General features: G+C 42.4%; 3 protein-coding genes, 15 tRNA genes and 2 rRNA genes. 19 read left to right on the top strand and 1 reads right to left on the bottom strand.

What is annotated here, in order from left to right:
• Nucleotides 1-96 precede the first annotated feature (96 nt).
• The 17 genes from NST60_RS06395 to NST60_RS06315 all read left to right on the top strand — a co-directional run bounded on the left by NST60_RS06395 (nucleotide 97) and on the right by NST60_RS06315 (nucleotide 4,828).
• A 23S ribosomal RNA gene (locus NST60_RS06395) occupies nucleotides 97-3,031 on the top strand.
• Between the two features lie 272 nt (nucleotides 3,032-3,303).
• A 5S ribosomal RNA gene (gene rrf, locus NST60_RS06390) occupies nucleotides 3,304-3,420 on the top strand.
• Nucleotides 3,421-3,432: 12 nt separating this feature from the next.
• Nucleotides 3,433-3,507 (top strand) — tRNA-Asn (locus tag NST60_RS06385).
• Nucleotides 3,508-3,511: 4 nt separating this feature from the next.
• A tRNA-Ser gene (locus tag NST60_RS06380) sits at nucleotides 3,512-3,603 on the top strand.
• 18 nt (nucleotides 3,604-3,621) lie between these two features.
• A tRNA-Glu gene (locus tag NST60_RS06375) sits at nucleotides 3,622-3,696 on the top strand.
• Between the two features lie 19 nt (nucleotides 3,697-3,715).
• Nucleotides 3,716-3,791 (top strand) — tRNA-Val (locus tag NST60_RS06370).
• Between the two features lie 10 nt (nucleotides 3,792-3,801).
• A tRNA-Met gene (locus NST60_RS06365) sits at nucleotides 3,802-3,875 on the top strand.
• A 3-nt stretch (nucleotides 3,876-3,878) separates the two neighbouring features.
• Nucleotides 3,879-3,955 (top strand) — tRNA-Asp (locus NST60_RS06360).
• 29 nt (nucleotides 3,956-3,984) lie between these two features.
• Nucleotides 3,985-4,057 (top strand) — tRNA-Phe (locus NST60_RS06355).
• 11 nt (nucleotides 4,058-4,068) lie between these two features.
• Nucleotides 4,069-4,152: transfer RNA gene (locus NST60_RS06350), tRNA-Tyr, on the top strand.
• 8 nt (nucleotides 4,153-4,160) lie between these two features.
• Nucleotides 4,161-4,234: transfer RNA gene (locus NST60_RS06345), tRNA-Trp, on the top strand.
• Between the two features lie 18 nt (nucleotides 4,235-4,252).
• Nucleotides 4,253-4,328, top strand: a tRNA-His gene (locus NST60_RS06340).
• 42 nt (nucleotides 4,329-4,370) lie between these two features.
• Nucleotides 4,371-4,445 (top strand) — tRNA-Gln (locus NST60_RS06335).
• A gap of 3 nt (nucleotides 4,446-4,448) precedes the next feature.
• A tRNA-Gly gene (locus tag NST60_RS06330) sits at nucleotides 4,449-4,523 on the top strand.
• Between the two features lie 9 nt (nucleotides 4,524-4,532).
• Nucleotides 4,533-4,606: transfer RNA gene (locus NST60_RS06325), tRNA-Cys, on the top strand.
• A gap of 31 nt (nucleotides 4,607-4,637) precedes the next feature.
• A tRNA-Leu gene (locus NST60_RS06320) sits at nucleotides 4,638-4,723 on the top strand.
• 23 nt (nucleotides 4,724-4,746) lie between these two features.
• Nucleotides 4,747-4,828: transfer RNA gene (locus NST60_RS06315), tRNA-Leu, on the top strand.
• Between the two features lie 199 nt (nucleotides 4,829-5,027).
• On the opposite strand, the gene NST60_RS06310 is transcribed toward NST60_RS06315, so the two are convergent.
• On the bottom strand, nucleotides 5,028-5,306 hold the full coding sequence (locus NST60_RS06310) for a CPCC family cysteine-rich protein (protein WP_016204114.1): 279 nt from the start codon (nucleotides 5,304-5,306) through the stop codon (nucleotides 5,028-5,030).
• Nucleotides 5,307-6,021: 715 nt separating this feature from the next.
• Between NST60_RS06310 and NST60_RS06305 the strand changes: the two genes are divergently transcribed.
• Both NST60_RS06305 and NST60_RS06300 read left to right on the top strand, forming a co-directional pair.
• Nucleotides 6,022-7,101, top strand: coding sequence for a GntR family transcriptional regulator (locus NST60_RS06305; RefSeq protein WP_341098413.1), 1,080 nt, complete (start codon nucleotides 6,022-6,024; stop codon nucleotides 7,099-7,101).
• Nucleotides 7,102-7,439: 338 nt separating this feature from the next.
• Nucleotides 7,440-11,594 carry a carbohydrate-binding protein gene (locus NST60_RS06300; protein ID WP_341098412.1) on the top strand — a complete coding sequence of 1,385 codons (4,155 nt, stop codon included), beginning with the start codon at nucleotides 7,440-7,442 and terminating at the stop codon, nucleotides 11,592-11,594.
• Nucleotides 11,595-11,837 lie beyond the last annotated feature (243 nt).

Here is an 11,837-nt window from a genome sequence, read left to right as displayed (position 1 = left end):
AGCGACGGAGCGAGCACCGGAGCGTACGACAGTACGTGAGGAGCAGAGTGAAGAAGCTGACGAAGAGATGTGAAGTTTATCTTTAGCCGACAACTAAGTTAAGTTAGAAAGGGCGCACGGTGGATGCCTTGGCACTAGGAGCCGATGAAGGACGGGATTAACACCGATATGCTTTGGGGAGCTGTAAGTAAGCTTTGATCCAGAGATTTCCGAATGGGGGAACCCTCTATCCGTAATGGGATAGAATCTTTACCTGAATACATAGGGTACTGAAGGCAGACCCGGGGAACTGAAACATCTAAGTACCCGGAGGAAGAGAAAGCAAACGCGATTCCCTGAGTAGCGGCGAGCGAAACGGGATTAGCCCAAACCAAGAGGCTTGCCTCTTGGGGTTGTAGGACACTCTATATGGAGTTACAAAGGAACGGGGTAGACGAATCGATCTGGAAAGGTCAGTCGTAGAAGGTAAAAACCCTGTAGTCGAAACTTCGTTCCCTCTTGAGTGTATCCTGAGTACGGCGGGACACGAGAAATCCCGTCGGAAGCAGGGAGGACCATCTCCCAAGGCTAAATACTCCCTAGTGACCGATAGTGAACCAGTACCGTGAGGGAAAGGTGAAAAGCACCCCGGAAGGGGAGTGAAATAGATCCTGAAACCGTGTGCCTACAAGTAGTTAGAGCCCTTTTATGGGTGATAGCGTGCCTTTTGTAGAATGAACCGGCGAGTTACGATTACATGCGAGGTTAAGTTGAAGAGACGGAGCCGCAGCGAAAGCGAGTCTGAATAGGGCGAAATAGTATGTGGTTGTAGACCCGAAACCAGGTGATCTACCCATGTCCAGGGTGAAGTCCAGGTAACACTGGATGGAGGCCCGAACCCACGCACGTTGAAAAGTGCGGGGATGAGGTGTGGGTAGCGGAGAAATTCCAATCGAACTTGGAGATAGCTGGTTCTCTCCGAAATAGCTTTAGGGCTAGCCTCAAGATTGAGAGTATTGGAGGTAGAGCACTGTTTGGACTAGGGGCCCCCATCGGGTTACCGAATTCAGACAAACTCCGAATGCCAAATACTTATTCTTGGGAGTCAGACTACGAGTGATAAGATCCGTGGTCAAGAGGGAAACAGCCCAGACCACCAGCTAAGGTCCCAAAGTATACGTTAAGTGGAAAAGGATGTGGAGTTGCTTAGACAACCAGGATGTTGGCTTAGAAGCAGCCACCATTTAAAGAGTGCGTAATAGCTCACTGGTCGAGTGACTCTGCGCCGAAAATGTACCGGGGCTAAACGTATCACCGAAGCTGTGGATTGACATCTATGATGTCAGTGGTAGGAGAGCGTTCTAAGGGCGTTGAAGCTAGACCGTAAGGACTGGTGGAGCGCTTAGAAGTGAGAATGCCGGTATGAGTAGCGAAAGATGAGTGAGAATCTCATCCACCGAATGCCTAAGGTTTCCTGAGGAAGGCTCGTCCGCTCAGGGTTAGTCGGGACCTAAGCCGAGGCTGAAAAGCGTAGGCGATGGACAACAGGTTGATATTCCTGTACCACCTTTAAATCATTTGAGCAATGGGGGGACGCAGGAGGATAGGGTAAGCGTGCTGTTGGATTAGCACGTCCAAGCAGTTAGGCCGGTAATGAGGCAAATCCCATTACCATATGGCGGAGCTGTGACGGCGAGGGAAATATAGTACCGAAGTTCCTGATTCCACACTGCCAAGAAAAGCCTCTAGCGAGATTTATGGTGCCCGTACCGCAAACCGACACAGGTAGGCGAGGAGAGAATCCTAAGGTGAGCGAGAGAACTCTCGTTAAGGAACTCGGCAAAATGACCCCGTAACTTCGGGAGAAGGGGTGCTCTTTTGGGTGTTAAAGCCCGAGAGAGCCGCAGTGAATAGGCCCAGGCGACTGTTTAGCAAAAACACAGGTCTCTGCGAAGCCGCAAGGCGAAGTATAGGGGCTGACACCTGCCCGGTGCTGGAAGGTTAAGAGGAGGGGTTAGTCGTAAGACGAAGCTCTGAATTGAAGCCCCAGTAAACGGCGGCCGTAACTATAACGGTCCTAAGGTAGCGAAATTCCTTGTCGGGTAAGTTCCGACCCGCACGAAAGGTGTAACGATCTGGGCACTGTCTCAACGAGAGACTCGGTGAAATTATAGTACCTGTGAAGATGCAGGTTACCCGCGACAGGACGGAAAGACCCCGTGGAGCTTTACTGCAGCCTGATATTGAATTTTGGTACAGCTTGTACAGGATAGGTAGGAGCCTTGGAAGCCGGAGCGCCAGCTTCGGTGGAGGCATTGGTGGGATACTACCCTGGCTGTATTGACATTCTAACCCGCACCCCTGATCGGGGTGGGAGACAGTGTCAGGTGGGCAGTTTGACTGGGGCGGTCGCCTCCTAAAAAGTAACGGAGGCGCCCAAAGGTTCCCTCAGAATGGTTGGAAATCATTCGTAGAGTGTAAAGGCACAAGGGAGCTTGACTGCGAGACCTACAAGTCGAGCAGGGACGAAAGTCGGGCTTAGTGATCCGGTGGTTCCGCATGGAAGGGCCATCGCTCAACGGATAAAAGCTACCCCGGGGATAACAGGCTTATCTCCCCCAAGAGTCCACATCGACGGGGAGGTTTGGCACCTCGATGTCGGCTCATCGCATCCTGGGGCTGTAGTCGGTCCCAAGGGTTGGGCTGTTCGCCCATTAAAGCGGTACGCGAGCTGGGTTCAGAACGTCGTGAGACAGTTCGGTCCCTATCCGTCGTGGGCGTAGGAAATTTGAGAGGAGCTGTCCTTAGTACGAGAGGACCGGGATGGACGCACCGCTGGTGTACCAGTTGTCTTGCCAAAGGCATCGCTGGGTAGCTATGTGCGGAAGGGATAAGTGCTGAAAGCATCTAAGCATGAAGCCCCCCTCAAGATGAGATTTCCCATAGCGTAAGCTAGTAAGATCCCTGAAAGATGATCAGGTTGATAGGTCAGAGGTGGAAGCGTGGCGACATGTGGAGCTGACTGATACTAATAGATCGAGGACTTAACTAAAATGAAAAGCGGAAACGCCTGTTTATCGACGTACAAACTGGAGGAGCATCGACTGAGATAAAGGAAACACGATGAACGTAAGTGAATCGATGTTGACTTATCGTAGGGAGATGATCGGAAGTTTGATAGGCGATAGGCGTTGGAGCTGGACAAAATGATTACTCATTTCTTTCTTTTTACTTCATAATCTAGTTTTCAGGGAATAATTTTTTAAAAATTACACTTGAAAAAATCTCAAAAACATGTATAATAAAATATGTCTTGAGAAAAAGTCTGGTGGCGATAGCGAGAAGGTCACACCCGTTCCCATACCGAACACGGAAGTTAAGCTTCTCAGCGCCGATGGTAGTTGGGGGTTCTCCCCCTGTGAGAGTAGGACGTCGCCAGGCATACCATATTATTCCGCAGTAGCTCAGTGGTAGAGCATTCGGCTGTTAACCGAACGGTCGTAGGTTCGAGTCCTACCTGCGGAGCCATATTGGAGAGCTGTCCGAGTGGCCGAAGGAGCACGATTGGAAATCGTGTAGGCGGGTAACCCTGTCTCAAGGGTTCAAATCCCTTGCTCTCCGCCATTATAACTTTTCAAATATGGCCCATTGGTCAAGCGGTTAAGACACCGCCCTTTCACGGCGGTAACACGGGTTCGAATCCCGTATGGGTCACCAATACATATATTATATTTATGGAGGATTAGCTCAGCTGGGAGAGCATCTGCCTTACAAGCAGAGGGTCGGCGGTTCGATCCCGTCATCCTCCACCATTAATATTATCGCGGGGTGGAGCAGTCTGGTAGCTCGTCGGGCTCATAACCCGAAGGTCGCAGGTTCAAATCCTGTCCCCGCAATCTGGTCCGGTAGTTCAGTTGGTTAGAATGCCTGCCTGTCACGCAGGAGGTCGCGGGTTCGAGTCCCGTCCGGACCGCCATTTTTTAAAAATAAATAGCATTAAGTAATGGCTCAGTAGCTCAGTCGGTAGAGCAAAGGACTGAAAATCCTTGTGTCGGCGGTTCGATTCCGTCCTGAGCCACCTTTTATGTCGGAGGGGTAGCGAAGTGGCTAAACGCGGCGGACTGTAAATCCGCTCCTTCGGGTTCGGCGGTTCGAATCCGTCCCCCTCCACCATTCAATACAGGGGTATAGTTTAAAGGTAGAACGAAGGTCTCCAAAACCTTTGGTGTGGGTTCGATTCCTACTACCCCTGCCAATTTTAATAATTATTATGGCGGATATGGCGAAGTGGTTAACGCATCGGATTGTGGCTCCGACACTCGTGGGTTCGATTCCCATTATTCGCCCCATTTTTTTGACACTTTTTTTATTTTATTGCATATAAATAGTATTGGGCTATAGCCAAGCGGTAAGGCAACGGACTTTGACTCCGTCACTCGTTGGTTCGAATCCAGCTAGCCCAGCCATTTGCGGAAGTAGTTCAGTGGTAGAACACCACCTTGCCAAGGTGGGGGTCGCGGGTTCGAATCCCGTCTTCCGCTCCAATATATTATGGCGGCATAGCCAAGTGGTAAGGCAGAGGTCTGCAAAACCTTTACCACCGGTTCGAATCCGGTTGCCGCCTCCATAATGCTTATTAAGTTTCCTAATTATATTACGCCGGGGTGGCGGAACTGGCAGACGCACAGGACTTAAAATCCTGCGGTAGGTGACTACCGTACCGGTTCGATTCCGGTCCTCGGCATTACCAAAAAAACTTATAAGCGCGCCGGTGTGGCGGAATTGGCAGACGCGCACGACTCAAAATCGTGTTCCTTCTGGAGTGTCGGTTCGACCCCGACCACCGGTATCGAAATAGGCGGGATAAAGCCTATAGGATCAAGAGATCTCACAAATTGGAGATCTCTTTTTTGCACACCCCGAATACGATTAGTATGGCAAAAATCGTGTTCATAGTGGGTGTGATATGATAAGAAAAAAGTGAGAATGAGAACAAGCAGGTTCAACTCTTTTGGCCAATTTGTTCAATAAGAGAAGAGCCAACATAATTAATTATCATCTAAGGGTTTAAAACTGCTATCTCTCTCAAATCTTGATGCAGCAGAAATATTTCTCTCATCCAACAATTTTTTTGAACAAATGCCAATTTCTCTAAAGTTCCTTTGGGCTTCTTTTAAGGATTCTTCATTTGCTCCACCAGCAAAATCTGGTTCAAGAGTTTGCAATCCATCATCTTCCCACCTACATACAACACATATCTCCCATGAGTTAAGTTCTGTCAAAGTTTTATATCCGCAACAAGGACATGTATATAGCTCCGCTTTCATATTTCACCTCATCGTCATTATTTCTTTAAACATTATGCTAAATTATGCAATATTATTGATTAAATAGTTTAAGGACCTTAAAGTTATGTAAAACACATCTACAATCTCCTTAAATTTCTTATTAAACTAACCTTCCCTTTAGTAACCTTAATAAAGGAACTTCTCAACCATTTGTAATATATCTTACTCTTCAAGAATATGAGGATTTTCAACAAATAAGCCTAATACGTATCCACAATTCGAGCAGTAGTAGAAAGATATTGGTGACGAATGACTTCTTGGATTATTGTTAGAAAACATATGGACTACTGTGTTAGCTGACCGAATAATCCCTTTTGTTATTTGATTGCTATTGCATTTAGGACAATCTTTCTCTTCTATCTCTCCGTCACTCCTGTTTATGAATATATCATTTATATATATCTACGTGTAACAGGGGATTTGGTCTCAAAGTCATAGAGAGGTAGCATGAGGGGACTTAGAGAATGTCTTCTTAATTCTCCTCATGATAGTTAACTAGGAGCCTATTATACCTAATTACTTGTATCTATTAATACAAAAGCTGATAAACTTTGCTTTTAGTGCTGTCTTTTTTGCAAACCTCCACTTGCTACCCAAAAATAAGCTCTTTCATTCTTTTCATTTATCTTTCACACCAAACTTAGTATATTAAATATATATTATCCAATAGATATACACAAAAAAGCCCTGGAGGATGAGTACAATCAAAAACGAACCATTATATCAGCAAATTCAAAGCAAAATAATAGAGCGAATAAAGGAAGGGAAATGGAGAGTAGGAGATAGAGTTCCCTCTGAAAAAGAATTAATGGATGAATTCCATGTTAGCCAGATTACTACCAAGAATGCATTAGCTGGTTTAGCGGATAAAGGAATTGTGGAGCGGATTAAGGGGAAGGGGACTTTTGTTATTGAAAGTAGTTTAATAGGTTCAATGGGGCAGAATCAAACTTCAAGAGGGTTGATTGGTTTAATTATTCCAACGATGAAGACGAAGGTGGAACAGGATTTTGTCAATTTCCTTGAACAATATGTGACGGAGCAAGGGTATAACTTAGTAATAAAGATTTCTAGAGAATCACAGATAAAAGAAGCAGAAGCTATTGAGACGTTTCGTGTTATAGGTGTGGACGGGATTATTATTTTTCCTGCAGAAAAGGAAATGTATAATGAAGCAGTTCTTCGGCTCACGCTAGACAAGTTTCCGCTTGTATTGATTGATCGATATATGAAGAATATTTCTACATATAGTGTAAGTTCCGAAAATACGCAAGGAGCGTTTGAGGCTGTTTCTTATCTGTTGAATAAAGGGCATGAACAGATTGCGCTTATCTCTCCATTAATAACAAATACGGTGACGGAAGAACGAGCAAAAGGATTTGAACAAGCTTTTTTAAGAAAAGACATTACAATCGATAAAAATCTTTGGTTAACGTTACCATTTGATAAAATATCCGTTCATGAAACGCCTGCGATGATTAAACAATTTTTAATGGAATATCCTCAGTTGGCTTGCCTGTTTACGATGAATGCGGAGTTGGCACAGTATGCTCATCGTGCTATTGTAGAAGTCCAAAAAGAGTCTTTACGTCCAATAGAGTTAGTCACATTTGATTCCCCTGGAATAGAAGGCATCACCTTTGTGCAACAAGATATCCAGCAATGCAGTAAGGATACGGTGAATTTATTAATGCAACAAATAGCTGGCGAATATAATCCAAAGCGAATTTTTATACCAGTAAATTTAGTGATTGCTACAGACAAGGAAAAATAAAATGAGAAAGAGGATGCTACCTATTAGTGGTAGCTATTTTTTTGCTCTGACATAAACTTCGTTCTGCCTTTTCCTCTATAATACTTTCCTTTTTTTTCTATTAAGTAGGACTTTTAAATCAAAATAATATAAAAGGTATAATATATACTAAGTTTAGTATATGTTTGCGAAGTGGGATAATATAAGATATTTGTAAGCGCTTTTAATAATCGTGAAACAACATGTTTAGATTGAGTTTAATAGTTTTTCTTTCTTCTAAGATTTTTACTAGAATACTGGTATTCAGGGTATACAAATCAAGTTATGGCTGATCTGGTATACCCTTTTTATATAGATGGTTGTTCGACAAATATGAGGAGGGGATTATCCTGAAAAAGTTAGTAAAAGTCTTACTGTGTGTTAGTTTATGGCTTTCTTTACCGTATGCAGCATTCGCATATAGTAACCCAATGGATTTACCAGAATCTTGGACATGGGATAGTGGGGAGTATTATGGGGAAGGGGACCCGTATATTCTAAAGTACAATGGTATTTATTATCTTTATGTTAGTACAGTAGATGATAAAAGTGGTGTTAAAGCTTGGACATCGGAAGATTTAGTGAATTGGACATATGCTGGTCTTGTTACAGAAGAACCTACTACGAAGGCTGCATATGCACCAGAAGTCGTTTACTGGAATGGCGATTTCTATATGTATACATCTCCAGGTGGCAATGGGCATTATGTCTATAAAAGTTCAAGTCCTCTAGGTCCGTTTAAAAAACAAACAGATAACCTTGGGATGGGTATTGATGGACATGTATTTATTGATGATGATGGAAAGTGGTATTTTTATAGTACTGGAGCAAACAGAATAGATGCTCGCACTATGCCATCGCCAACTGAATTTGGAAAAGCAACAGATACTGGGGCTAAGATGAATGGCTGGACTGAAGGGGCAACAGTACTGAAAAGACAAGGCAAATACTATATGACTTATACAGGAAACCATATTTGGAATAAAGCATACCGTATTGACTATGGAGTAAGTGATTCTCCTGATGTTGGTTTTACAACAAATAAAGAGCAAAATCCTCTCTTATTAAATACAGAAGGGGAAAATGTAGGATTAGGGCATAACACGGTTGTCCGAGGACCAGACCTTGATTCCGACTATATCGTGTATCATAGTCATGCAAACCCTGGGCGTAATATAAACTTCGACCGAATAGCATGGAATGGGGATAAAATGCTAGTGCTGGGGCCAACAACCTCTGAGCAATCAGATCCTGCTTTACCGGATTTTAGTGATCGATTTGATCGAAAAGACATCGGAAAGAATTGGAAAAGTGTAAATGGAGGGAAATGGGGAATAACGAACAGCAGTCCTAATTGGCTTGAACAGAAGACTTTGGGCAAAAAGACATGGTATAGACAAGTGAGTAAGGCATCTACAGAGAAGGAATATACGGTTGAATTCAATATGAAAATGGTAGAAAAGGGGAAAAGCGAAAATCCGCGAATTGGTGTGGTTTTCTCCTATAAAGATGAAAAAAATTACGGGACAGCTGTCTTAAGTCCAGAGCATAATCGACTGGAAACAAATTTTGTTGTTAATGGTGTTGAACAAGGCTGGGAGTACGCAGATCTACCAGAAGGGTATGATTACAAAAACCTACATCAAATTAGAGTAGAAAAGTCAGAAGCTACGGTTAGAATCTTCGTCGATGGCATGCAAAAGCAAACACGAGAAGTTCGAAATCTTGGTGCTGGTAGCATCGGTTACACTACATCAGATGTACACGGAGCATTTGGCTATACAGCATATAGTAATAAGGTAGATGGAAGTAATATCTTTGATGCATACAAGCCTTTACCAGGGAAAATTGAGGCTGTTCATTACAATGCCGGTGGTGAAGGTGTTGGGTATCATGATAAAACAAAGAAAAAAGAGGTTAATCCTTATCGCCAAGACAAGGTAGATATTGCTGAACAATCAGACGGTAGTTATTATATTGGATCCAATGAAAAAGGGGAATGGCTGAAATATAATGTAAATATTGCAAAAGAAGGCTTATATAATCTGGATTTACGAGTCGGCGCATCTTCTAAAGATGCTAAGGTAAGAATCTTGTTAGATGGAAAGACGGATATAACTGGAGATGTAAATATTCCGCAGTCAAATGATTGGAGAACCTTCTCTATCGAAAAGCTTAAATTACCAAAAGGAAAGCATACACTTACCATTGAAGTGAAAAAAGGTTCGTTTGATTTTGCAAGCTTTAAAGTACAAGGGTATAAAGCAGTTGACAGCTTGTCTGATGACTTTAATGATGGAGATGCAGACGGATGGGACGAAGTGGAGGGTACATGGAAAGTAGGTCCTTTTGAAGAGGTTAATATTGATTTTGATGAATATAAACAGGTTCCTGGAGTAATAAATGCAGCTTATTACAATACTGGTGGTGAAGGGGTCGCCTATCATGATACGACGACCGAAAACATTGGGGGAGTATTCAGAAGAGATTCAGTAGATATCCGAACCAATCCAGAAGGTGGCGGATATGCTGTTGGGTGGAATCAGACTGGTGAATGGCTTAAGTATAATGTAAATGTTCAAGAAGCTGGCGAATACAATCTTAAGCTCCATATGGCGACAACTTTCACAACTGCAAAGGCACGCCTCTGGTTAGATGATGAAATAGATTTGACCGGCGTATTTGATGTCCCGTCTACTGGAGGTTGGAACAATTGGACACCAGTAATTAAAAATGGAATTACTTTGCCTGAGGGAAATCATACGTTGAAATTAGAATTTGTAGAAGGGGAATTCGATTTTACTAAAATGGAATTCACATCATTTGATATTCATCAACCATTACCAGGGCTCATTGAAGCGGAAGACTATAATGTCGGTGGCCAAAATGTAGCTTATTATGATAGCACGGAAGGTAACACTGGGGGAGAATACCGTAACGATGATGTCGACATTCGCAAAATATCCGAAGGGGATTATGCAGTTAGCTGGATTCAAACTGGAGAATGGTTAAAGTATGATGTAAATATTTTAGAAGAGGGAAGCTATGGACTTGATTTACTCGTATCATCTGTAAGTGATGGAGCGAAAGTGAAGGTTCTATTAGATGATGAGATAGATTTAACTGGGGAAATTGATTTGCCGAAAACAGGCAGCATGGATACTTGGAAGAATGTATCCTTACCAGATATACCCTTACCAGCAGGTAAACATACGTTAAAAGTGGTTGCTGTAGAGGGTGGCTTTGATCTTTCGAAGTTTATGTTCCAGCAATTCGATAAGTATAAGCAGCTTCCAGGTAAAATAATGGCGGCAGATTATATTACTGGTGGAGAAGGTGTAGCGTATCACGATAACACAATTGAGAATATTGGTGGAGAGTATCGACAAGATGCAGTAGATATTCGTGTTAACCCTGAAGGTGGTTACAATGTTGGTTGGAACCAAGCAGGAGAATGGTTAAAGTATAATGTCGATATCGCAGAAGCCGGTACCTATGATTTAGCAATAAGAGTAGCGACAACGTTTAAAGATAGTCAAATCCGATTATGGCTTGATGATTCGCTTGATTTAACAGGGGTTATTGATGTCCCTAGTACTGGCGACTGGAATAATTGGGAAAATGTTATTAAAGAAGATGTTTCCTTACCAGCTGGACAACATACCATTAAAGTGGAAATTGTAAAAGGCGAATTTGATTTTTATCAATTTGAATTCTTAGAGGAAATAGAAGGAACAGAGCCAGAAATAATTGGTGAGTACAATGCAAGTAGTGCCACATTTGCAAAATCAGTTATCGGTGAAAAAGAGTGGAAAGACTACATCGTTGAAGCCGATGTTAAAGTTGCTGAAGGAGCTGGAGATGGAGGAGTTATTTTTAGAGTAAACAATCCTGCAAATGGAATCGAGCTTAGTCAAAATAATGCTGATTTTATGCAAGGATATGTTGCTTATATAAATGAAGAAGGAGTCCACCTTGGAAAGCAAAATTATAATTGGGAGTATCTTGATGGTGCCTCTATCAAAGAACCTTCATCTACTTGGCATCATATGAAAATTGAAGTGAGTGGAACAACGATTAAAGTATTTGTGGATGATATGAAGACACCAAAAATTAATTATACGGACAAGAGTAGTACTGCCTTTACACAGGGGAAAGTAGGAGTAAGGTCCAATTATAATAATACAAAGTTTGATAATTTCTCTGTTAGATCAAACAAAGCCGATCACACGTCTATTCAAGCATTATTGGATAAGTATAAGGACTCAGGGGAACTAAAGCATAGTCTTTATAAAAGCTTAAGCAATAAACTGAAGCAATCGAAACAACATCTAGACAAAGGGAGAGAAGACCAAGCAGCTAAATTTCTCCGTGATATGATCAAGCTGATTAATAACGACAAAAATAAGGAATTACCTGCTGATAAAAAAGAAATCTTAAAGGCAGATTTAGAAAAATTGATCGAACAATTGTGATGAGAATGAACGGTCGGATATTGGTGTCAGGTACCGTAAAAAGACAGTTGTCTTTTTATGGTGCCTGACACTATTTTAAAATCACTTTATAATATAGTCCATCTTGTTTTACAATTGACCTAAGGCTGTACTCTTATATAACAACCAATTCCAATTAATAAACTAGCAATTGGAAAGGTGAAAAAAGGAAGAAACCACTATTGCAGCTATCTTATAGCTGGACTAATAATAAAGGAGACTCAT

Origin of the sequence: Niallia sp. FSL W8-1348, from assembly GCF_038006745.1 — a bacterium.
GTDB lineage: Bacteria > Bacillota > Bacilli > Bacillales > Cytobacillaceae > Niallia > Niallia alba.
The sequence above is the reverse complement of the archived record's forward strand: the minus strand, read 5'-3'. Positions and strand labels throughout refer to the sequence as shown.

Excerpts from the sequence above, each read along its gene's own strand:
- NST60_RS06310 (WP_016204114.1), bottom strand. The coding sequence starts at position 5,306 with ATGAAAGCGGAGCTATATACATGTCCTTGTTGCGGATATAAAACTTTG.
- NST60_RS06305 (WP_341098413.1), top strand. The coding sequence starts at position 6,022 with ATGAGTACAATCAAAAACGAACCATTATATCAGCAAATTCAAAGCAAA.